Consider the following 22,764-nt stretch of genomic DNA (forward strand, 5'->3'; position numbering starts at 1 on the left):
GACCTGGACCGCAGAGCGGCTCGGGACGAGAAATCGCCCGGACGGTGCGGGCGTGGTGGGAGATGTGACCGGCGACACGCCGGATCGAAAGATGGCTACCGGGTAGTTAATGTGCTTCGGGTTTGGCAGGCTGTCGTCGAGATGTGATGGTGGGGCCCGCAACGACGAGGAGGGGCGGACGAAGTGGTAACGATTGCGCAGTTACGAGCGGTTCTGTCGATTCTCCGGGTCGACCCGGACGAGGTCGGTGCGCGGCTGGGAGACGCCGGTCTGCACGGTCCGAACGCGGAGCGTGTCCTTTTGGTCGGTTTGCTACACCGCATCGCGAGCCGGGAACTGCGGCAGGTCGTCACCACGACCATGGACGAGGACGAAGCCGCCCGCGCCGCCGCGGTGAGCACCCGTCCGGTGGACGGCGACAATCCCACGGAACAGGCACGTTTCGACGCGCACTGGCTGCACGACCGCATCGGCGCACTGGCGGCGGGCACCACCGTGGAGCCGGTTCCCGTCTTGCTGGACGCCGCCGCGCGTTCGACGGACGCGGCCGAATCCCTGCTCCTGCTCAGCCGCAACCCGCGCGGCTACGAGGCGGAGATTCGATGGGAGCGGGCGCTGGACGACTTGGGCCGCGCCTACCACTTGGTCAACGACGAACGGGTGGGACGCTCGAACACCACGACCGCGCCGTTGTAGCGGCGGTCGTTGCCCGCACACGGCCGGTCGGAGCTCGAAAGACGCTCCGACCGGCCGGTTTTCGAATCCGATCAGTGCGCCTCGGCCAGCTCGCTCGCCACACCGTCGCGCAGGATCGCCGCGCTGGTGCCCGGCGGCCAGCTCAGCCCCGCGTCCAGCTTGTCCAGCACCTCGGCGCTGGGCCGCCGATTGCGGGACCGTTCGATCTCGCTGACCACTTTGGCCGGTGGACCGCCGTTGCCCGCCACGTCCGCCTGGGTCCACTTCATCTCGCGGCGCCGCGCACGCACGCGCGTCGCGAGCGCGTCGAGGTCGAGCGCGGCGGCGACCTCGACGGCGTCCGCGCGTTCCGCCGCCGGGCTCGGCGAATCGCCGGGTTCTTCCGTTTGCCGCTTTTCGCGCAGGATCCCGCTGGTGATCAGCCTGGACCGCTTCCGCCTACCCATTTTCCCCACACGCTCTCCCATCCTCGGTCGAGTCGATCGGTTACGGCGCACCGTGTCGGCGCCGGGCGGCGCCCACCGCGCCGATGAACGCTGAACATCATGGGGGAGTGCGGTTGCCGACCCGTCGCGACGCGCCGGTCGCCGCCCGGTCCGCGGCGGCACCCGAGGCGCGAGTGAGCGGCGGTCCGGGGATTGTCCGGCAAAAAGGACAGTGGTACCGTCCAGACACATGTCCAGCTAAGTGTCTCTCGGGGCGGTCGTCCGGGTGATCACCGTCCTCGTCACGGCTTGTCGATCGCCGGTGACGGCGAGACCGGCCCTGCCCGAAAGGTTGACCGATGCCAGGTTTCGACCGCGCCGAACTCGACGAAATGATCCAGCGCTGGATCGTGGAGAATCAGCGCTGCGAGGAAAAGGGCGACTGGAAGCCGCTCGCGCAGATGTACACCGAGGACGCCACCTACGGGTGGAACTACGGTCCCACCCAGGAGTTCATGGCCGTCGGCCGCGACGAGATCCGCGATCTCGCCCTCGGCCAGGAGATGGCCGGGCTGGAGGGCTGGACCTACCCGTACCAGGAGTTCGTCGTCGACGAACGCACCGGCAGCGTCATCGGTTTCTGGAAACAGATCAGCGCGGCCGAACGCCCGGACGGGCGCAACTATTCGCCAGAGGGCATCGGCGGCAGCTGGTTCCGTTACGGCGGCGACTTCCAATGGTCCTGGCAGCGTGACTTCTTCGACTTCGGCAATGTCTCCGCGCTGTTCCTGGAGATGATCACGAACAACGCGCTCACCCAGGGCATGCGGCGTCGCATCGAGCGGTCGGTCTCAGGGGAGCCGCTGCCCGGGTGGTATCGGATCGGCGAATCACCCGTCGCGCTGTGGTGACCACCATGGCCGAGCCACGCAGCCGATTCGCCGACCTGGATCGGACCACGCTGGCCGCACTTGTGCCCGAACTGCTCCTGTGCGGCCACCTCATCGACCGCTCCGGCATGGCGCACTCGATCGCCGCGTTCGGCCGGGAGGGCATGACCGCCGTCGCGATCGAGGAGTGGCAGGTCGCGAGCCCGGTCTACACCCGCCGCATGCAGCGCGCACTCGGCTTCGCGGGCGACGGGGTGGAGACCATCTTCAAAGGGCTGCAATTGGATATCGGCGCGCCGCCGCAGTTCATGGATTTCCGTTTCCGGGTCGACGATCACCGGCATGGCGAGTTCTGGCTCGACCACTGCGGCGCGCTCGCCGACGTGGAACCGATGGGCGAGGACTTCGTCGTGTCGATGTGCCACGACATCGAAGACCCGACGTTCGACGCGACCGCCCTGGCCACCAACCCGCACGCGCAGGTCCGGCCGATCCACCGACCACCGCGCCGACCAGCCGACCGGAAACCGGTGTGCGCCTGGACGGTTCGCATCGATCCGGCCCACGTGCCACCGCCGGTGCCGCCCAACGCCGAACTCGTCGCCGAGTCGGTGGCGGCGGGGCTCGAGCTGCCCGCGATCGACCCCGAGGACGAAGGGCGGCCGGATTATTCGGGGCCGTTGCTCAGCGATGTGCGCTTCGCCGACTTCTCCCGCTCGGCGCTGGTTCGCATCGCCGAGGAGGTCTGCCTGCAACATCACCTGCTCACCCTCGGATTCATGATCGCGGTACGCGCACGACTGGACGGGCCCGCGGCACTGGAGATCGGGCGCAAACAGTTCGCCGGTATCGCCGGGCTCACCAGCGAGCGCTTGCGCAATTGCCTCGGCCTCGCCGATGACATCGCAGCGCTGGCAACGGTACTGCGTCTGCATCCCGCTCTGAACCCACTGTGCTACACGGGAATCGAAGTGTATGAAGCCGACAGTCGCGTCCGGTTGACGTTTCCGGCGGCCAGCGGCGCCCACACCGACGGAACGTGGCCGTCGCTGCTCGACCCGCACCACCTCGGCCCGCTGAACGCGCTGGTGCGCGGCGTGAATCCGCGCTTCTCCACGGAGGTCGTCGCCGTGACCGACCAGAGCTGGAGCGCCGAGATCGCGCTCGGCGACCAACCGTTCCGGGAGGCGACCGAGGTCGCGCTGACCCGGTTCAGCACCGGCGCCGCGTTCACCTTCACCGACCGCGGGATCCCTCTGCCCCTCACCGTCGTGTGACAGCGACACCGAGAGATGGAACGACATGGCCAACAATTTCGCCGACCTCTTCGAGCACTCCGTGGACGCCATGCCCGAACGGGTGGCCCTGATCCAGCACGACCGCCAGGTGACCTTCCGCGAACTCGACGTCCGCGCCGATCGGCTCGCCCACCATCTGGTCTCGGCCGGGGTCGGCGCGGGAACCCACGTCGGTTTCCAGATGCACAACAGCATCGAGACGATGGAGACGCTGATCGCCTGCTTCAAGCTCGCGGCCGTCCCGATCAACGTCAACTACCGGTACCGCGCCGCCGAGCTGGCCTACGTCTACGCCAACGCGGATCTCGAGGTGCTCGTGTACCACGCCTGCTACGCCGAGGCCGTCCGTGCGGCCAGGATGAGCACGCCTCTCTTGCGGTACACGATCTGCGTCGACGACGAGTTTGCGTGCGACACTGACGATTCCGCGTCGATGCCCTACGAAGCCGCCCTCGCCTCCGGGAGCGTCGAACGTCCGGTGGTCCGGCGCGGCGCCGACGACCTGTTCATGATGTACACCGGCGGGACTACCGGCATGCCGAAGGGCGTCATGTGGCGCCAAGAGGACATGTGGCGGGTCCTCGGCGGCGGCATCGACTTCTACACCGGCGAACCGGTCGCCGACGAGTACCAGCAGTCGCGCACCGGCGCCGAGCGCGATCCGAGTACCTGGCTGGTGCTGCCGCCGCTGATCCACGCCGCCGCCATGATGCCGACCTTCACCGCGCTGTGGTCGGGCAACACCGTCGTCTTCGAGCCGCGCTTCGACGCGCGGCGGGTGTGGCGGACCGTCGCCGGGCGACGGCCGCAGGTCATGGTGATCACCGGAGACGCCATGGCGAGGCCGCTGATCGAGGCGTTCGGGCGCGAGCCGGTGGACGCGTCCTCGTTGCTGGCGATCGCCTCCGGCGCCGCGCTGCTGTCGCAGTCGGTGAAGAACACCCTGCTGGAGCTGTTCCCGTGGGCGGTGGTCTCGGACTCCATCGGATCCTCGGAAACCGGTTTCGGCGGAATCGGTTTCGCGCAGAAGCACGACGATCCCGCGCGCGGCCCGCGCGTGCAGACCGGCCGCGGCGCGCTCGTCGTGGACGACGACGGCCGCCAGGTCCCGCCCGGCGCGGAGGGCTGGCTGGCCAAGACCGGCAGCGTGCCGCTGGGCTATTACAAAGACCCCGGCAAGACCGAGAAGCTGTTCAAGACCGTCGACGGGGTGCGCATGGTCGTCACCGACGACCGCGCCCGCGCCGAGACCGACGGGTCCATCACCCTGCTCGGCCGCGGCAACATGGTGATCAACACCGGCGGCGAGAAAGTCTTCGTCGAAGAGGTCGAGAGCGTGGTGAAGGCGTACGCCGCGATCGACGACGCGGTGGTGCTCGGCGTGCCGCACGAACGCTGGGGACATCAGGTCGCCGCGGTGGTGTCGCTGGCCGGGCCGATCGAGTTCGCCGATCTGCGGGCGCACGTGTGCCGTTTCCTGGCCGGATACAAAGTGCCGCGGCAGATCTGGATCGCCGACGCGGTTGTCCGCGCGCCGAGCGGCAAACCCGACTACCGGTGGGCCCAGCAGTACGTGGCCGGTCGGGGACCCGACCACAAGATGGACTGACGTGATGTCGCCTTTGCGGGCTCCCCGGCAGCCGATGCCGGGGAGCGCGAGGTCCTCATTCTGGGCCGGGTTTGCGCCGCCGGTAACGGACGGTGCAGGGCTGCGCGAGTTGCACAACCATCTTGGAGTGGTCGTTGCGGTAGCTGTCCGGCGGCTGGGTCATCTCGAACTCCCAGTCCCGCAACAGGAGTGAGAAGATCGCCTTCAACTGCATGAGCGCGAACGCGGCGCCGACGCAGCGGTGGCGGCCCGCGCCGAACGGAATCCAGGTCCAGCGGTTGACGAGGTCGGCCTGATGGGGATCGAGGTAGCGGCCGGGATCGAAAGCGTCCGGATCGGGAAAGTCCTCCGGAATCCGGTTCGAGATGGCCGGGGTGGCGGCCACGTGGTCACCGGGCGCGATGCGATGACCGCGGACATCGAACTCGCCTCGTGCCACACGCATGAGGATGATCAACGGTGGGTGCAGGCGCAGTGTTTCCTTGACCACCGCTTCCAGCCGGGGGATTCGGCGCAGCGCACCGAAGCTGATGTCGGAGCCATCGGCGTAGAGCTCGTCGAGTTCGGCGACGACCTGGCGCAATACGCCGGGGTGGCGCAGCAGTTCGATGATCGTCCAGGCCGCCGTCCCAGAGGTGGTGTGGTGACCGGCGAACATCATGGAGATGAAGATGCCGGTGATCTCGCTGGCGCTGAACCGCGGCCGTCCGTCGTCGCCCGGGATCGAGATGAGCACGTCGAGCATGTCCCGCTCGTCCTTGCCCGCGGGCGGGTTCGCGGCCCTGCGGTCCATGATCGCCTGGACCAGACCGACCAATTCGGCGCGCGCCTGGTCGCGGCGGCGGAAACTCTCGATGGGGGCGTACGGGTCGACGTACGCCAGTGCGTCGGTGCCGCGTTCCAGGTCGTGGTAGAGGCGGGCGAAGCGGTCGTCGAGTTCGTCGCGGAACTTCACGCCGATCAGGCAGGCCGAGGACGTGTAAATGGTCAGCTCGGCGAAGAAGTCGAGCAGGTCGATCTCCCCTTCGTCGCCCCAGCGCGCCAGCATCCGCTCGACTTCCCGGGCGATGGTCGCGGCGTGCCCGCGCATGTGCTCGGCGCGCAATGCCTGGTTGTGCAGCATCTCCTTGCGGCGTTCCGGGCTGGCGTCGAAGACGACCCCGTCGCCGAAGATGGGCTTCATGAACGGATAGGCGGCGGCCTGGTCGAGGTCCTCGTCGCCGGAACGGAAGAAGAATTCGTTGGCCTCCGCGCCGGACAGCAGGATGACCTGGCGCCCAGCCAGATCGAACGACCCGACGTCACCGCACTCGTCGCGGACCCGGCGCATCAGCCCGATCGGATCGACGCGGAACTCCTCCAGATGACCGTGCTCGTGGTCGCCTCCGGATACCCGCCGTGGTGTCACCAGCGTCATGTGGAAATCCTTCCCCGGATCGGTGCCCGAGAACTATCATGGACACGTGTCTGGACAGTACTACGGATAGGAAGTGCCGGGCAAGGGGACCGACCCGCCGCCGTCACGCCGGGTCAGGGCCGATGGCGTTCCTCTCCATACAGCCCGCGGTAAGAGGTGATCGGTGCATCCGAAGCAAGATTCCCGCAAGCGGGCGATGCTGGTCGTGTGGCGGGCCATTCGACTGAAAATCGCTGGGGCGGCGATGATTCTGCTGATCACCGCGGTCGTCGTGCTCGCCGTCTCGATGTACGCGGGACGGTTCCGGTCCACCGTGACGATCACCGTCGAGGCGCCACGCGCGGGGCTGGTGCTCGATCCCGAGGCGAAGGTCCGGATGCGCGGGGTGGTACTCGGGCGGGTGAGCGCAGTGGAATATCGCGACGATCACGTGCGCTTGCGGCTCGCGCTCGATCCCGAGTTGCTGCGGCTGGTGCCCGCCAACGCGACGGTGAATATCCGCTCCACCACGGTGTTCGGCGCCAAGTACGTCACTTTCGTGGTGCCGCCCATGCCGTCGCCGACGCCGATGCGGCCGGGCGCGACGATCCGCGCCGACGCCGTCACCGTCGAATACAACACGCTGTTCCAGCGGCTGAGCGACATCCTCGCCGAGGTCGAACCCGGCAAGCTCAACGCCACGCTGACCGCGCTGGGCACCGCACTGCATGGTCGCGGCGATCAACTCGGCGATCTCCTCGCCCGCGCGGAGGACTATCTGCGGCAGATCAATCCGAGTATGCCCGCTTTGCAACGGGACCTGTCGGCTGCCGGAGATGTCGCCGGGCTGTATGCCGACACTTCTCCCGATCTATTGCGCACCGTGGACAACGCGACCGTGACGAGTGGGACGATCACCGCCAGAGGCCAAGACTTGGATGTCCTGCTGCTCGACCTCATCGGGCTGGCCCACACCACGCGGGCGGTGCTCGCCGAGAACGAGCCCGCTGTCGCCGCGGCGGTGCAACTCCTGCGCCCCACCAGCTCCCTGCTCGACAGGTATGCACCCGTGCTGTACTGCGTGGTCGTCGGCATCGCGAAGGCGACGCCCGCGGCCGAAGCCATCATCGGCGGAACCGTGCCGGGCGCGATCTTCAACGCCAGTTTCATGTACGGCGCTCGGCCCTACACCTATCCCGACGACCTGCCGAAGGTGAACGCCACCGGCGGTCCGCGCTGCGACGGGATCCTCGACCGCGCCCCGGGCAGTCACGCCGACTATGCCGTCACCGACACCAACGAGGGCGCGCCGTATATTCCCTCGACCGCGGTCGTGTTCAACGCTCCCAGTGTCTTTCGCATCCTCTTCGCTGGAATGCCAGGGGTGCCACGCTAGTTCGGTGCACCACGCCACGTTGAGGAGCCAACCTCCGTGGCGAAATGCCTTGCGCCACCGCTCAGGCCGGTTCAGCGGTTCGTGTGCCGTGCAGGACGGTGTGCGGGTCTCCCTGAGCGGCTATCCGTCCGTCGCGCAAGAGGAGACAGTGGTCGGCGCGCAGTGCGTCCTCGCGGCTGTGTGTGGCGTGCACGACCGTGACGCCTTGGTCGCCGACGCGGCGGATCGCCTCGGAAATCTCTTGCTGGGCAACCGAATCCAGCCCTGTTGTCGGTTCGTCGAGCAGAAGCAGGCCGGATTCCTGGGCGAGTGCCTGGGCGAGCAGTGCGCGCTGGCGCTGGCCGCCGGAGAGGGTGTCGAGTCGGCGGTCGGCAAGGTGGGCGATGTCCATCCGGTCGAGGTGTTCGCGCACGATCGTCCGATCCCGCCGGGTGAGGCGGCGCCATGCGCCGCGGTGCGCCCAGCGGCCCATGGCGACGGTTTCGTGGACCGTGATCGGCAAGGTAGCGGGAACGCTGCTCTGTTGCACGACGAATGCCGGTCGGGCATGTCCCAGGCCGAGCGTTCCCGCCGTGGGCGTGATGACACCGGCGAGGACGCCGAGCAGGGTGGATTTGCCGGACCCGTTCGGTCCGACCAGCGCGGTCGCCTGCCCGCCCGGAATCGTGACGCTGACCTCGTGCAGCACCGGATGTCCCCGGTATCCGGCCGACAGTTCGGCGATCCGGATGTCTGGCATCGCAACCCCACTCATTGTAATGATAATCGTTATCATTGTAGAGTGCTGCGCCATGGAGTGGTTGGTCGCCCCGTTCGAGGTTTCCTTCGTGCAGCGGGCCTTGTGCGGCGGACTGCTCGTGTCGTGCCTGTGCGCCATCGCGGGAACGTGGGTGGTGGTGCGCGGCATGGCTTTTCTGAGCGACGCGATGGCGCACGGAATGCTGCCGGGCGTCGCGATAGCCGCCTTGCTGGGCGGAAACCTGTTGGTGGGCGCGGCTTTCAGCGCGGCGGCGATGGCGGTCGGGGTCTCGGTACTGGGCCGCGGCACCAGATTCGCGCCCGACACCGGCATCGGGCTGTTGTTCGTCGGGATGCTGTCGGTCGGTGTGATCGTCGTGTCGCGGTCGCCGTCGTTCGCGGTCGACCTGACCGGATTCCTCTTCGGTGACGTGCTGGCCGTCGCGGAGCGGGATCTGTGGTACTTGGCGGCCGCGGTGGTTCTCGCGGCCGTCGTCTCGGTGCTCGGTCACCGGGCGTTCGTCGCGCTCACCTTCGATCCGCGCAAAGCGCACACCCTCGGGCTGCGGCCTCGGTTCGCGCATGTGGCGCTGATCGGCCTGGTGACCCTGGCGATCGTCGCGTCCTTCCATATCGTCGGCACGCTGCTGGTCTTCGGCCTGCTCATCGCGCCGCCCGCGGCCGCGGTCTACTGGGTGCATCGCATCCGGTCGATCATGCTCACCGCCGCGGTGCTCGGCGCGGCGGCGACGGCGGCCGGGCTGGTGATTTCATGGCACGCGGGCACCGCGGCGGGCGCGACGATCGCCGCGACCGCCGTCGCGTTGTTCGTCCTCTCCACGCTCTCGGCCTGGCTGCGCGACCGGGTTCGCTCGACCGGTCCGCGGTCGAAACCGCTGGCAATGGTCCTGATCCTCGCCGCGATCGCGCCGCTGCTCGGATGCGGGGCGGGCGGGCCGTCGCAGCCGGTGGAGGCGACACCGCACGGCTATGTCGAGGGTGCCGAGGAGACCGCGGAAGCCCAGCCGCGGCTTGTCGTGGCCGACAAGGGGACCGGTGCCGTGCGGGTTGTCGATCTCATCACCGGCGACGTCATCGACCTCGGCCGGACGGACGGTGCCGACAGTATCGGCGGCGACGGCCGTTTCGCTTTCCTGTCCGACGGTGGCCGGGTGCGTACCGTCGACGCGGGCTCGTGGACAGTCGACCACGGCGACCATGTGCACTATTACCGGGCGCCCGCCCGGGATCTCGGAGCGTTCACCGGTGGTGCGGTGTCGGCCGTGCACGGGGACGGCAGTGTCACGGCCGTCGCTTTCGCAACGGGTGGTACGTCTCTGCTGGACCGGTCCGCACTCGGCACCGGCTCGCTGCGGGAGCGCGGCGTGATCGCGGACGGGGTAGCCGTGCCCTACGCCGAGCACTTGCTCGTGTCCGTGCCTGCGCGGGGAGCCATCGAGGTGCGCACCCGGGACGGCGCACCGGTCGCCGTCGTCGCGGAGCGGTGCCCGGACCCGCGCGGCTCGGCGGTGACCCGACGTGGCGTCGTCTTCGGCTGCGCCGACGGCGCATTGGTGGTGACGGCGCGAGACGCGGTGTTCAGGGGTGCGAAGATCCCGTATCCGCTCGCTGTCGCCGACGGCGACCGTGCGGTCGAGTTCTTCCATCGCCCCGGCAGCGCGACGCTGGTGGCGAAGGCAGGGCCCCGCGGAGTCTGGCTGCTCGACATCAGGCGCACGACATGGACCTTGCTGGAGACAGGCCCGGCGGTCGCGGTGAACACGGCGGGGGAGGGCACCCCGGTGCTGGCCCTCACCGAGGACGGACTGCTGCATGGTTACGACCCGGCGTCCGGGCGCGAGTCCACCGCGGCGCGGCGGCTGACCGCGCCGGTAACCGCTGACGCGGCAGCGCCGGTGATTCTCGTCGACGACCACCGCGCCTATGTCAACGATCCCGCGGGACGGGCGATCCACGAGATCGACTACGCGGACAACCTCCGCGGCGCACGAACATTCCCCCTCGACATCAGCCCGGCGATGATGGTGGAGGTCGGTCGGTGAAGCCCGCGATCCGGCTGTGCGCACTGGTCGCCGCGGCGCTGCTCGCGCTGACCGCATGCCTGAATTCCGGCGCCGACCGCGACGGAATCATTGTCACCACCAACATTCTCGGTGACCTCACCCGCGCCGTCGCGGGCGACGCGGTCGAGGTCACCGTCCTGATGCAGCCCAACGCGGATCCGCACTTCTTCGCGATCTCCGCCCAGCAGGCGGCCCAGCTCGAGCGCGCGAGCCTGATCGTCTACAACGGTCTGGGCCTGGAGGAGAACGTGCTGCGCAACGTCGAGGCAGCCGAGAGGTCCGGGGTGGCGACCGTCTCGGTCGGCACGGAGATCGATCCGATCAGCTACTCCGCCGACGACGCGAACGGTCGGCCGGATCCGCACTTCTGGACCGACCCTCGCCGCGTGCGCAGGGCCGTCGAGATCGTCCGCGATCGGATCGTCCATCACGTCGACGGCGTCGACGCCGCCGCGATCCGCGCGGGGGCCGACCGCTACCTGGCCGACCTCGATCACCTCGAGCGCTGGATGACCGAGCGGTTCGCCACGATTCCCGCCGAGCGCCGCAAATTGGTCACCAACCACCACGTCTTCGGTTACCTCGCGGCGCGATTCGGCTTCACGGTGGTTGGCGCCGTGATCCCCGGCGGCACCACGCTCGCCTCGCCGAGCCCGTCGGATCTGGCCGCCCTCGCCGGAACGATCCGGGCCGCGGGGGTCAGCGCGATCTTCGCCGATTCCTCGCAACCCGATCGCCTGGCCCGGGTGCTCGCCGAACAAGCCGGGCTGCACGTGCGGGTGATCCCGCTGTACTCGGAGTCGCTCACCGAACCGGGCGGCGGCGCGGGCACCTACCTGGACATGATGCGTGCCAATACCGAGGCCATCGTGCGCGGTCTCACCGCCGATTAGCGACCGACGAAGAGAAGGAACCCATGCAGCTACGATCCCGGACCACGACATCGGCGGCCTTGGCCGGTTTGATGACCGCCGTTCTCACCGTCGCCGGTTGCGGCGCCGACACGCAGGAAGACCAGGACACCCGGCATCGACACATCGCCGATCCGATCGCGCTCACCCATGACAGCGGAATCTACGTGCTCGACGGAACCACTCTGGAACTCGCGGGCACGGTCGACCTCGACGGCTTCAACCGGCTCAACCCGGCAGGCGACGACCGTCACCTGATCGTCTCCACCAAGGAGGGATTCCGCGTCTTCGACGCCACCGCCGCCGAATTCAGCGGCGCGCGGTTCCCCGGTCCCGAGCCCGGCCACGTGGTCCGCCATGCCGGGCGAACCGTGCTCTTCAGCGACGGCACCGGTGAAGTCACCGTGTTCGATCCCACCGACCTCGCTGAGGGCACACCGAAGACCTCCACCTATCGTGCCGCGGCCCCGCACCACGGCGTCGCGATCGAACTCGCCAACGGCGACCTGGTCGTCACGCTCGGCACCGAAGAAAAGCGGACCGGGATCGCGGTGCTCGACCAGAACCGCACCGAGAAAGCGCGCAACGAGGACTGCCCCGGAGTGCACGGCGAGGCGACCGCCGCGGGCGAGGCCGTCGTGATCGGCTGCCAGAACGGCGTGCTCGTCTACCGCAACGGCACGATCAGCAAAGTGGTCAGCCCCACCGAATACGGCCGCATCGGCAACCAAGCGGGCAGCGACACCTCGCCCATCGTGCTCGGCGACTACAAGCGCGACAAAGACGCCGAACTCGAACGCCCACAGCAGATCTCGCTGATCGATACGGTCACGGGAACGCTGCGGCTGGTCGATCTCGGCACCAGCTACACCTTCCGCTCGCTGGGCCGCGGCCCGCACGGTGAGGCCCTCGTGCTGGGCACGGACGGCCGTCTCCACGTGATCGATCCGGTCGCGGGCGCCGTCGTGCGCACGATTCCGGTCACCGATCCTTGGCAGGAGCCGCTGCAATGGCAGAAACCGCGACCCGCGTTGTTCGTCCGCGGCGGCACCGCGTACGTCTCGGATCCCGCCACCAAGCAGGTGCACCGGATCGATCTGGCGACCGGAGCGAAAACGGCGACTGTCACATTGCCCGGTACGCCGAACGAACTCAGCGGCGTCATCGGTCACTGAGTTCGGGCACGCGAGGAGCGCGACGCCGGAAACGCCGCGGCGAACGGGGGATGGGTTCCGGAGTCCACCGGCGCTACCGTGGGATGGCATGGACACTGCCGCGCTCGCCGTGCCGGAGCCCGTGCGCGTCCCTCGGCCGCCATCGTCGGCGACATTCCGCTTACCGCGCAGGATCCGGGATGCGCGGCCGGTGGTCGTCGCAGCCGGATGTCTCATCCTGGCGCAGCTGGCGATCCGCTGGTGGGTAGCCGACAGCGGCTACTTCTATTGGGACGATCTCATTCTGGTCGGCCGGGCGGCCCGATTCCCGCTGTGGTCGGCGGATCTGCTGCTGTACAACCATGACGGGCACTTCATGCCGTTGGCCTTCGCCACCGCATGGGCGGTGACCGCGATCGCGCCGCTGGCCTGGGGCGGGCCGGTGGTCGTGTTGCTGATACTCCAGCTCGCGGCGTCCGTGGCCGTACTGCGGATGCTGATGGTGCTGGTGGGCGTACGGTGGACGACCCTGCCTCCGCTGGTCTTCTATCTGTTCTGCCCGCTGACGCTTCCGGCGTTCGCGTGGTGGGCGGCTGCCCTGAACGCGCTGCCGCTGCAATTCGCCCTCGCCTGGGTGATCGGCGACGCGATTCTGCTGATCCAGAGCGGACGGCGTCGGTACGCCATCTCAGCGACCGTGGTGTTCGCGGTGGCGCTGCTGTTCTTCGAGAAGTCCGTGATCGTGCCGTTCATCGCGTTCGCGGGCGTGGCCCTCGCTCGCTCTGTCGACGGTGGCGAGTCCCCGATTCGCGTGGTCGCGCGCCGCGGTGCGGCACTGTGGGCGGGCTCGGGCTTGGTGCTGGCCTGCTGGCTGATCGGCTATCTCGCAGTGGTCGGCGGCCCCGCCGTGCCTCAGGACCTGCGCGAACTGCGGGATCTGCTGCCGGGCGCGGCATCACTCGGCATCGTTCCGGCGTTGTTCGGCGGCCCGTGGGTCTGGGAGCGGTGGTTACCGTCCACACCGTGGGCGGATCCGCCGGGCTGGGCCGTGGTGTCGGCTTGGCTCGCGTTGGCCGGGCTGGTGGTTTTGTCGGTCCGTGCCCGGCTCCGGGTGAGTGCGGTCTGGCTGGCGATCGCGGCCTACGTTCTGGTCGTCCAGGTAGCGGTCGCGCTGGCCCGTAGCGGACCGAATACCGCCGCGGAACTGATGCAGTCCCTGCGCTACTTCGCCGACCTGGCGGTGGTGCTGAGTGCCGCGGGTGCGCTGATGGTGCGTGCCCGGCCGAGACCGTCACGCAAACCCATGTCGTTCCGGAGCCGCCGTGTGGTGGTCGCCGCGCTGGTGGTGTTCCTAGTGAGCAGTCTTTGGTCCACCTACACCTTCGTGCGATCGTGGCGCGTCGGCCCGACCAAAACCTATGTGACGAACGTGAAGTCAGCGCTGAACGGGTGGGACGGCGCACCGCTGCTCGAGCAGGAAGTGCCATGGCAAGTGCTGAACCCGCTGGCCTATCCCCAGAATCTGACCAGTCGAGTGCTCGCGCCCATCGCCGCGCCCGGCACCTTCGCCGACTCGACGCCACATCTGCGGATGATCACCGATACCGGCGAGATCGTCGAAGCGACGGTCTGGTGGAATCGAATCATCCTTCCCGGTCCTCAGCCGGGCTGCGGGTACCGGATCAACGGCACCGCGCCGGTCCACCTGCTGCTCGACGGGCTGATGTTCGAGCACGAATGGACCGCGCAACTCAATTATTTCGCCAACCAGGACGGCCGGATCAATGTCGGCTTCGACCACGGGAAAGCCGTCGCCGCAACGGTTCGGAAGGGGCCGAATACGGTGTTCGTTCGCATCGTCGGCGGTGGCACGTCGCTACGGATTTCTTCTGGCACACCAGGACTCGAGCTTTGCGTGGGCGTCGGACCGGTCGGCGTCGCATCGTACGACAACTGAAAGTCCGGCGCGATTCCTCGCCGAGGCGATCATGGGTGACGTGCGATATCGATTCGAATGCTGTCGCTGGCATCGATGATGAATACGCGGTCGCGCTTGGCTTTCCAGTCGTAGGGGATCAGGAAGTAGCGATCCGGAGTCCGGGCGAGCAGGGTCAGGCCGCTGTAGACGTAGCGAAACTTCTCGTCGGGCACGGTGATCGGATCGACGCGAGCGGCGCCGCCTTCGATGGCAAGCCGGTCGACGCTGAACAACAACACCAGCGGGCGATCGGCGAAGTGCGTGTTCTCCGCGGTGACGGCATCCTTTTTCGCCTGGTCGGCGGCATAGCCACCGACCGACCACAGCGTGGCGAGGAAGCCGAGGGTCAGCAGCGCCAGCACGGTGACCCACGGCAACTCCGTCGAGCGGGCTCGGCGATGCCGCCGAGGACCGAGCTGGACGGGAAACCACATCCGCAGCGCTATCGCGTAGCCGAGCAGTGCCGTACCGGCGATCAGCATCAGCGGGAGGTATCGGCTCATCGCTGCGGGCAGCTGCGCACGCAGCAGGATGCCGACTGCCACCGCGGCTTGCAAACTCGCGCCCACCGTGACGACGAAGGCGAACCAGCGGCGCATTGTCTGTCGTGGTCGCCGACTTCGCACTGCGACAAGGATCGGGATCGGACGAAGCCCGGCGATCGCCACCGCGGCAAGCAATCCCAGCAACGCGGGCCAATAGGTGCCGTTGATGCTGCGAACGACGTAATCGGGAATGGAATAGCCGAGCATGCCGAGGTCGATCCCGAAGTGCGCGAACCAGGTTCGCGTGTACACCTGTCCGAAGTAGTACAGCATCGCGGTCACGACCAGCGCCTGCGAGGTGATCGCGCCTGCGGCCGAGAGCACAAGGCGCAGCCCGCGCGGAAGATCGGAGTGCTGTCCCGCGGCGGGACTCATTTCGTCGGTCTGCACGAGATCGGTGCTGATCACCGGGTCGGCTCCGGTGCGTGAGTCGTCGTCAGGGGCGCGGGCGTGGTCACCCGTGGTGTCGGGGTCCCGCTCTCTATTCCGACGCCTGATCGGGCACTGCCAGGGTTCACCGGCGACGTCGTCGGGATGACACTCGACACCGAAACGGTCGCGGTCGGCGTGTTCGCCGGAGGAATAGTCGGCCCGGTCGCTCCCTCCTCGCCATTCTGCTGTGCTGGTGGAGGTGCCGCGGTCGGAGGAAGCATTCCGGTCGCACGGTAGGACGGCGAGGGTGCCCCAGCAGGTGTCTCGCCCGGGGTCGCAGACGCGCTCGACGTGCTGGTCTGCACGGTCGTGGCGGGTGGAATATCCGGGGGCTGCGGAGGCTGTGGACCGCAACCGCACAGAACACCGAGACCCATGGTGCCGGTCACTACGACCATTGCGGCGAAACGCATCAGACCCCCTGACCAGACCACCCGATTGCAGAGAATCGTTCCACAAATCCGAAGTGACACAAGATATCCCATGACGGGATCACGTACTGGTCAGTTGGCGAGGTGGCGCTGGCCAGCGGTCGGCGTGCTCCCCATCGTCGGACCTGTTCGACCCTGACGTAGCAGTCGGCGGCCATTCGGTGATGGCAACCACGGTTCTGACAATTTCATCATTTTCTGCTTGACAGATGCTTTCCTCGTAGCTGATGATTTCATCAGTAACTGTCGTGGAGGTAGCTGTGACGAGCATCGACAAGGGTGTCGGCACCGGGCGGACGGTCCGGGTCGGCGGGCGCGAGATTTTCTTCAGTGCGGCCGGGTCCGGTCCCCCGGTGGTGCTGCTGCACGGTGGCGGGCCTGGGGCGACCGGGCTGTCCAACTACTCGCGCAATATCGACGCGCTGGCGAGGCGTTTCCGGGTGATCGTGCCGGACATGCCCGGCTACGGGCGGTCGGCGAAGTGGATCGATCAGTCCGATCCGTTCGGCTACCTCGCGCGGGCGGTCGGAGGTCTGCTGGACGAGCTCGGCATCGCCTCGGCGCATATGGTCGGCAACTCCTACGGGGGTGCGGCCGCGCTACGGCTGGCGATGGACCGGCCGGAGAAGGTGGGCCGGATGGTGCTGATGGGGCCGGGTGGTGTCGGCTCAACGCGCGCGGTGCCGACCAAGGGCCTGCAAGAGTTGCTGAACTACTACCCGGGCAGCGGGCCGAGCCGGGAGAAGATCATCCGGTTCATCCGCCAGTACCTGGTGTTCGACGGGGCGGCGGTGCCCGACGAGCTGATCGAGGAACGCTACCGGGCCAGCATCGATCCGGAGGTGATCGCGAATCCGCCGCTGCGCCGCCCCTCCGGTCCGCTGGCGCTGCGCACGCTGTGGCGGATGGATTTCACCCGCGACTCGCGCCTGCGCCAGGTCACGCACCCGACGCTGGTGCTCTGGGGCGCCGCGGACAAGGTCAACCGTCCCGATGGCGGTCGCATGCTCGCCGACGCCATGCCCAACTGCGACCTGTACGTGGCGGCCAACATCGGCCACTGGGTGCAGTGGGAACGCGCGGAGCTGTTCAACACGCTGGCCACCGAGTTCCTCCAGGCGAGCTCATGAACGGCTTCCCGCGGCCCGACTCCGGCGATTCGGTCTTCGGCGCGGTCCACCTCGGTTACATCGCGGTGGAGTCGCAGCGGCTCGCCGACTGGCGGCGGTTCGGCGCGGACGCCATCGGGCTGCACGTCGACGAGCTGCGCACGGATGTCCTGCGCTTCCGTCTCGATGACCGCGCCTGCCGGTTCCTCATCCGGCCCGGCCCGGCCGAGGATGTCACCGCGTTGGGTTGGCAGGTCGACGATCACGAGACCTTCGACCGCGTCATCGCCCGTGTCGCCGACCGTGGCGTCCCGATCATCGAGGGCGCCCGGGAGGAGGCCGCGCTGCGCGGCGTGGAGCGATTGTGGCGGTTTCCGGGTCCGAAAGGCATTGCGCAGGAAATCTTCACCGTGCCCGTGACGACGCCCGAGCCGCTGCGGATGCTCAGTTCCGGCTGGGTGACCGGCGAGGCAGGCTTAGGGCATGTGGCGATCGTGTCGCGGGAGCCGGAAGCGATGCGCGGCTACTACCAGACGGTCTTCGACTCCCGGCTGACCGACTACATCGACGAGAACGTCTCCGGGCTGAAGATGAAGATCCGATTCCTGCGCGTCAATGAACGCCATCACTCGATCGCCATCGCCAATATCCGCGGCATCAAGATCGATCCGATTCGCACCCGGGTGCAGCACATCAACATTCAGTCCGCGACGCTGGACGACATGCTGGCCGCGTTCGGCCGGGTGACCGATCTCGGCTTCCGTATGGCGTGGTCGGTCGGCCAGCACACGAATGATCGCGAGCTGTCCTTCTACTGTGTGACACCCTCCGGTTTCGAGCTCGAGGTGGGCTGGAACCCGCTGGTGATCGGTCCCGAACTCGAGTCCACCTGGGAGCCGACAACGTATCAGGGCATCAGCATCTGGGGGCACACCACGGTCGGGGAAACGGTGCTGGACAAGTTCGCCCAGTTTCGCCAAGCGCTGCGGACCGTGCGGACACCGGAGACCACCGTTCCCGGACTGGCGGGCGGACTGTCGCGATGACAACCACGGATTTCGACGTCGTGCTCGTCGGCCTCGGCCCGACCGGCCTGACCCTGGCCAATCTGCTCGGGCGGCGCGGGGTGAGCGTGCTGGTGCTGGAACGTGAGCCGGAGTACTACGGGCTGGCGCGGGCGGTCTACACCGACGACGAAGGCATGCGCGTCTTCCAAACAGCGGGTGCGGCAGAGGAACTCGCCGCCGACATGAACATCGACTGCACGGTGCAGTGGGTCCGCGGCGACGGCCGGGTGCTGGCGCAGTTCAATCAGACCGACCGGCCGCTGGGGTGGCCGGTCGCCAACTTCCTGTACCAGCCGTATCTGGAGAACACCCTCGAACACGCGCTGCTTCGTTACCCGCACGTCAGTGTCCGCCGCGGACGTGAAGTGATCGACTTCGACCAGGACGACGCCGGTGTAAGCGTCGAGCACGCCGCCTGTCGCGGTACCGGATACGGCAAACGCCCACCGGACACCGACCCGCGCACGGCCGAGCGGGTGCGGGCGAAGTTCCTCGTCGGCTGCGACGGCGGTCGCAGCGTGGTACGGACCCGGCTCGGCATCGATATGACCGGCACCAGCTTTCCGGAACGGTGGCTGGTGGTGGACTTGAAAGCCAAAGACGGTGTCGATGCCTTTCGTCATCTGCCGTATTTCAATTTCGTCTGCGATCCGGAACTGCCGATCGTGTCGTGCCCGCAGCCGGACCGGCATCATCGCTTCGAGTTCATGCTCAGCGACGAGCAGACCAAGGAGGAGATGGAGGACCCGGACAACGTCCGTCGCCACATCGCCCGCTTCGTCGACCCGGACGAGGTCGAGGTACTGCGCAGACTCGTCTACACCTTCAACGCCGTCGTCGCCGACCGCTGGCGTGACGGCCGCATCCTGGTCGCCGGTGACGCCGCGCACATGACGCCGCAGTTCATCGGGCAAGGCATGAACTCCGGCGTGCGGGACGCGGACAACCTGTCCTGGAAATTGGCCGCGATCATCAAGAACGGTGCTTCGCTCCAGATTCTGGACACCTACGAGTCCGAGCGGCGTCCGCACGCCAAGGCGATGATCGACCTGTCGGTGTTGAACAAGACGCTCGTCTCCATCGACAACAAACTGGTCGCGGCCGCCAGGGACATCGCGCTCGTCACCGCGTTGCGGGTGCCCGGACTGGGTGGCTGGATTCGCGGCGCCAAGATGAAACCGTCGCCGCGCTTTCGTCGCGGCGCGTATCTGGGCCTGCCCCGGCGTGGACTGCGCGGTGTCGAGGGAACGCTCGCCCCACAGCCGGACGTACGCACCTACGACGGTCGTCATCGCCGTTTCGATGACGTCCTCGGCATGGGATTCGCGCTGCTCGGCTACGGAATCGACCCCAGGGCCGCGCTCAGCCCGGACGACCTGGCCGCGTTGCGGGCGCTGGGCACGCGCTTCGTCACCGTCTACCCGCTCGGCGGGCGACCGCAGGGACAGCCGGGAGATGGCCGGACCGCCGGAGATGATCTCGCCGATATCGAAGACCACACCGGCGCGCTGGCCCGATGGTTCGCCAAGGCGGGTGTAGGTGTGGGAGGACTACTGCTGCTGCGCCCGGATCGGTTCGTCTTCGGCACCGCCGGTCCCGGACGCGGCGGCGCACTGATCGCCGAGCTGCTGCGTCAGCTCACCGGTTCCGCGGTTCGCCCCACCATGCCGGGCGCGACGAACTCCGGTTCGGCCACAGCGCACGCGGAGTCGGTGAACCCGCAATCGGTTTCGGCCGCAACCCGATCGGATTCGGTGCCGGGCCCGGGCAACGACCTCGAGGAGGCGCGATGACAGCAACCGTGACGGGCCTGCCATCGGTCCGGGCTGCCGCCGAGCGGTTGGCCATCGCCGCGAGCACCGGAGTTCCCACCGCTCCGGTTCGTGGTCTGATCGGCCCCGACGACGTCGTGCTCGCGTACGCGGTGCAAAGCATCGGCAACGGTCACCGCCTCGACGCGGGCGCTCGGATCGTCGGCCGCAAGATCGGCCTGACCTCGCCCGCGGTCCAGCGCCAACTCGGGGTGAACCAGCCCGACTTCGGGGTGCTGTTCCACGACATGCACGTCACCGACACACCCGTGGCGCATCGTCCTCGGTTGCTGCAACCCAAGGTCGAGGCGGAGGTGGCGTTCGTCCTGGGCGCCGACCTCGACGTCGGCCAACTCGACGCGATCAGCGTGCGCGGTGCGGTCGACTACGCCGTCGCCGCCCTCGAGATCGTCGACAGCCGTATCGCCGATTGGAACATCAGCTTCGCCGACACCGTCGCCGACAACGCCTCCAGCGGATGGTTCGTCCTCGGTACCGACAAACTTTCGCTGGACGACTTCGAGCCGCGCGAGGTCGGGATGACCATGGCGATCGACGGCGACGTTGTCTCCACCGGGAGCGGTTCCGCCTGCCTGGGTGATCCGCTCAACGCGCTGGCGTGGCTGGCCCGCACCGCCCGCGACCTCGGCGACCCGCTTCGCGCGGGCGAGATCGTCCTGTCCGGCGCACTCGGACCGATGGCGCCGCTGCGGCCGGGCATCCGGGTGCATTCCGAAATATTCAGCAGCACAAAGACACTCGGTACCGTCGACTTCACGCTGGAGGAAACATGAGCCGCACCAAGGTCGCCGTCATCGGCTCGGGAAACATCGGCACCGACCTGATGATCAAAGTGCTGCGGCTTTCCGAGACGCTCGAGATGGGCGCCATGGTCGGCATCGATCCGGCCTCCGACGGCCTGGCCCGCGCGGCTCGGCTGAACGTGCCGACTACCGCGCGCGGTGTCGCGGGCCTGATCGAGATGGAACACTTCGACGAGATCGACATCGTCTTCGACGCGACCTCCGCCAGTGCGCATCGAGCCAACGCCGCCGCCCTCGCCCCCTACGGGAAGCGCCTGATCGACCTGACCCCGGCCGCGATCGGCCCGTTCGTCGTGCCCGCGGTCAATCTCCACCAGCATCTGGACGCGCCCGATGTCAACATGGTGACCTGCGGGGGACAGGCCACCATCCCGATCGTCGCGGCGATCTCTCGCGTCACCGAGGTGCCCTACGCCGAGATCGTCGCCTCGATCGCGTCCAAGTCCGCCGGTCCCGGCACCCGCGCCAATATCGACGAATTCACCGAGACCACCTCGGAGGCGATCGCCGCGGTCGGCGGAGCCGGGCGCGGGCGGGCCATCATCATCCTCAATCCCGCCGATCCTCCGTTGATCATGCGTGACACCGTGCTGGCCCTGATCAACGACGACGATACGAAAACCCATGCGGACGTGCGGGAATCGATCGAGAAGATGGTCGCCGAAGTCGCGGCGTACGTGCCCGGTTACCGGCTCAAACAAGCCGTCCAGATCACCCCGCTCGCTCCGGACGCATCGCTGCGCACGCTGGTCGGCGATGCCGTTGTCACGCATCAGGTTTCGGTGTTCCTCGAAGTCGAAGGCGCCGCCCACTACCTCCCCGCCTATGCCGGGAATCTCGACATCATGACCTCGGCCGCGCTGCGCGTCGCCGAGCGTATGGCCGCATCGACCCGGGAGAGTGTCCGATGAACGCAGCATCGCAGAGCGATTCGGACGGGCGCGAAATCTTTCTCCAGGACGTGACGTTGCGCGATGGCATGCACGCGCTGCGCCACCGCATCACGCCCGCCACGGTCGCCGCCGTCGCCGCCGCCCTGGATGCGGCGGGCGTCGACGCCGTGGAGGTAGCGCACGGCGACGGGCTGTCCGGCGGCAGTCTCACCTACGGGCCCGGCAGCCACACCGACTGGGCATGGCTGGAGGCCGCCGCGGGCGCATTGCGGCACGCCCGGCTGACCACGCTGCTGCTGCCGGGCATCGGCACCATCGAAGACCTGCGCCGAGCCTATGACCTCGGCGTGCGGTCGGTGCGGGTGGCTACCCACTGCACCGAGGCCGACATCGCCGCACAGCACATCGGCTACGCCCGCGAGCTGGGCATGGACGTCTCGGGCTTCCTGATGATGAGCCACCTGAACACCCCGGACGGGCTCGCCGCCCAAGCCCAGCTGATGGAATCCTATGGCGCGCATTGCGTGTACGTCACCGACTCCGGCGGGCGGCTCACCATGGCCGGTGTGCGCGACCGCGTCCGCGCCTACCGGGACGTGCTGGATCGGGGTACCGAGATCGGCATCCACGCCCACCAGAACCTGTCGCTGTCGGTCGCGAACAGCGTCGTCGCCGTCGAAGAAGGCGTCACCCGGGTCGACGCGTCGCTGGCCGGGCTCGGCGCGGGCGCGGGCAACACCCCGCTGGAAGCGTTCGTCGCCGTCGCCGACCTCACCGGCTGGAAGCACCGCGCCGACCTCGACGCACTCACTGACGCCGCCGATGACGTGATCCGCCCGCTCATGGACCGGCCGGTGCAGGTGGACCGCGAAACGCTGGCCCTCGGCTACGCCGGGGTGTACTCGAGCTTCCTACGGCACGCCGAAAAGGCCTCCGCCACTTACGGAGTCGACGTGCGCACGCTGCTCTCCGAAGCGGGACGCCGCGGCCTGGTCGGCGGGCAGGAAGACATGATCGTCGACATCGCGCTCGATCTCACCGCCGCGCGTGCCGGGGCGAGGTGAACCGCGCCGGGCT

Annotated in this window: 19 protein-coding genes; 15 read left to right on the plus strand and 4 right to left on the minus strand. The window is 68.1% G+C overall.

Features of this window, described 5'->3' with window-relative positions:
* Positions 1–183: 183 nt before the first annotated feature.
* The gene (locus ON34_RS32020) at positions 184–696 is read left to right on the plus strand and encodes a hypothetical protein (RefSeq protein ID WP_040786947.1); all 513 of its coding nucleotides are present in this window, start codon (positions 184–186) and stop codon (positions 694–696) included.
* Positions 697–767: 71 nt separating this feature from the next.
* Here the strand turns inward: ON34_RS32020 and ON34_RS36620 are convergent, their stop codons facing one another.
* Entirely contained in the window at positions 768–1,142 is a 375-nt protein-coding gene (locus tag ON34_RS36620) for a helix-turn-helix domain-containing protein (RefSeq protein ID WP_040786949.1), read from the minus strand.
* A gap of 338 nt (positions 1,143–1,480) precedes the next feature.
* Between ON34_RS36620 and ON34_RS32030 the strand changes: the two genes are divergently transcribed.
* Genes ON34_RS32030 through ON34_RS32040 form a run of 3 tightly spaced genes read left to right on the plus strand, consistent with a single transcriptional unit; the run spans position 1,481 to position 4,918 of the window.
* Positions 1,481–2,032: a nuclear transport factor 2-like protein gene (locus tag ON34_RS32030; RefSeq protein WP_040786954.1), complete on the plus strand. Its 552-nt coding sequence runs from the start codon at positions 1,481–1,483 to the stop codon at positions 2,030–2,032.
* 5 nt (positions 2,033–2,037) lie between these two features.
* Positions 2,038–3,288, plus strand: coding sequence for a hypothetical protein (locus ON34_RS32035; RefSeq protein ID WP_040787367.1), 1,251 nt, complete (start codon positions 2,038–2,040; stop codon positions 3,286–3,288).
* 25 nt (positions 3,289–3,313) lie between these two features.
* Positions 3,314–4,918 carry an acyl-CoA synthetase gene (locus ON34_RS32040; protein WP_040786958.1) on the plus strand — a complete coding sequence of 535 codons (1,605 nt, stop codon included), beginning with the start codon at positions 3,314–3,316 and terminating at the stop codon, positions 4,916–4,918.
* Between the two features lie 55 nt (positions 4,919–4,973).
* On the opposite strand, the gene cyp51 is transcribed toward ON34_RS32040, so the two are convergent.
* On the minus strand, positions 4,974–6,335 hold the full coding sequence (cyp51, locus tag ON34_RS32045; RefSeq protein ID WP_040786961.1) for a lanosterol 14-alpha demethylase: 1,362 nt from the start codon (positions 6,333–6,335) through the stop codon (positions 4,974–4,976).
* 163 nt (positions 6,336–6,498) lie between these two features.
* On the opposite strand from cyp51, the gene ON34_RS32050 reads away from it, so the two are divergent.
* The gene (locus tag ON34_RS32050; RefSeq protein WP_306303666.1) at positions 6,499–7,710 is read left to right on the plus strand and encodes an MCE family protein; all 1,212 of its coding nucleotides are present in this window, start codon (positions 6,499–6,501) and stop codon (positions 7,708–7,710) included.
* A gap of 61 nt (positions 7,711–7,771) precedes the next feature.
* Here the strand turns inward: ON34_RS32050 and aztA are convergent, their stop codons facing one another.
* Positions 7,772–8,449 carry a zinc ABC transporter ATP-binding protein AztA gene (gene aztA, locus ON34_RS32055; protein WP_245548297.1) on the minus strand — a complete coding sequence of 226 codons (678 nt, stop codon included), beginning with the start codon at positions 8,447–8,449 and terminating at the stop codon, positions 7,772–7,774.
* Between the two features lie 52 nt (positions 8,450–8,501).
* Between aztA and aztB the strand changes: the two genes are divergently transcribed.
* From aztB to ON34_RS32075, 4 genes are all read left to right on the plus strand, one after another.
* Positions 8,502–10,511: a zinc ABC transporter permease AztB gene (gene aztB / locus ON34_RS32060; protein ID WP_040786970.1), complete on the plus strand. Its 2,010-nt coding sequence runs from the start codon at positions 8,502–8,504 to the stop codon at positions 10,509–10,511.
* Complete coding sequence (gene aztC, locus ON34_RS32065) at positions 10,508–11,425, plus strand: zinc ABC transporter substrate-binding protein AztC (RefSeq protein WP_083889954.1); 918 nt, start codon at positions 10,508–10,510, stop codon at positions 11,423–11,425. The genes aztB and aztC overlap by 4 nt, the downstream gene beginning before the upstream one ends.
* Before the next feature lie 23 nt (positions 11,426–11,448).
* Entirely contained in the window at positions 11,449–12,618 is a 1,170-nt protein-coding gene (gene aztD / locus ON34_RS32070; RefSeq protein ID WP_040786973.1) for a zinc metallochaperone AztD, read from the plus strand.
* An 88-nt stretch (positions 12,619–12,706) separates the two neighbouring features.
* The gene (locus tag ON34_RS32075; protein ID WP_245548298.1) at positions 12,707–14,554 is read left to right on the plus strand and encodes a hypothetical protein; all 1,848 of its coding nucleotides are present in this window, start codon (positions 12,707–12,709) and stop codon (positions 14,552–14,554) included.
* Positions 14,555–14,583: 29 nt separating this feature from the next.
* Here the strand turns inward: ON34_RS32075 and ON34_RS32080 are convergent, their stop codons facing one another.
* The gene (locus tag ON34_RS32080; protein WP_157172555.1) at positions 14,584–15,528 is read right to left on the minus strand and encodes a hypothetical protein; all 945 of its coding nucleotides are present in this window, start codon (positions 15,526–15,528) and stop codon (positions 14,584–14,586) included.
* 724 nt (positions 15,529–16,252) lie between these two features.
* On the opposite strand from ON34_RS32080, the gene ON34_RS32085 reads away from it, so the two are divergent.
* Genes ON34_RS32085 through dmpG form a run of 6 tightly spaced genes read left to right on the plus strand, consistent with a single transcriptional unit; the run spans position 16,253 to position 22,751 of the window.
* Complete coding sequence (locus tag ON34_RS32085; protein ID WP_245548313.1) at positions 16,253–17,113, plus strand: alpha/beta fold hydrolase; 861 nt, start codon at positions 16,253–16,255, stop codon at positions 17,111–17,113.
* Positions 17,110–18,138, plus strand: a complete 1,029-nt coding sequence (locus ON34_RS32090) for a VOC family protein (protein WP_040786978.1) — start codon at positions 17,110–17,112, stop codon at positions 18,136–18,138. The genes ON34_RS32085 and ON34_RS32090 overlap by 4 nt, the downstream gene beginning before the upstream one ends.
* Positions 18,135–19,952 carry a bifunctional 3-(3-hydroxy-phenyl)propionate/3-hydroxycinnamic acid hydroxylase MhpA gene (gene mhpA / locus ON34_RS32095; RefSeq protein ID WP_083889955.1) on the plus strand — a complete coding sequence of 606 codons (1,818 nt, stop codon included), beginning with the start codon at positions 18,135–18,137 and terminating at the stop codon, positions 19,950–19,952. Before ON34_RS32090 ends, mhpA begins: the two co-directional genes overlap by 4 nt.
* Positions 19,949–20,764, plus strand: a complete 816-nt coding sequence (locus ON34_RS32100) for a 2-keto-4-pentenoate hydratase (RefSeq protein WP_040786980.1) — start codon at positions 19,949–19,951, stop codon at positions 20,762–20,764. Before mhpA ends, ON34_RS32100 begins: the two co-directional genes overlap by 4 nt.
* Positions 20,761–21,705, plus strand: coding sequence for an acetaldehyde dehydrogenase (acetylating) (locus ON34_RS32105; RefSeq protein ID WP_040786982.1), 945 nt, complete (start codon positions 20,761–20,763; stop codon positions 21,703–21,705). Before ON34_RS32100 ends, ON34_RS32105 begins: the two co-directional genes overlap by 4 nt.
* Positions 21,702–22,751, plus strand: a complete 1,050-nt coding sequence (dmpG, locus tag ON34_RS32110) for a 4-hydroxy-2-oxovalerate aldolase (RefSeq protein WP_051023438.1) — start codon at positions 21,702–21,704, stop codon at positions 22,749–22,751. Before ON34_RS32105 ends, dmpG begins: the two co-directional genes overlap by 4 nt.
* The last annotated feature ends 13 nt before the right edge of the window (positions 22,752–22,764 follow it).

Origin of the sequence: Nocardia pneumoniae NBRC 100136 (assembly GCF_000308755.1) — a bacterium.
GTDB classification, from domain to species: Bacteria; Actinomycetota; Actinomycetes; order Mycobacteriales; family Mycobacteriaceae; genus Nocardia; species Nocardia pneumoniae.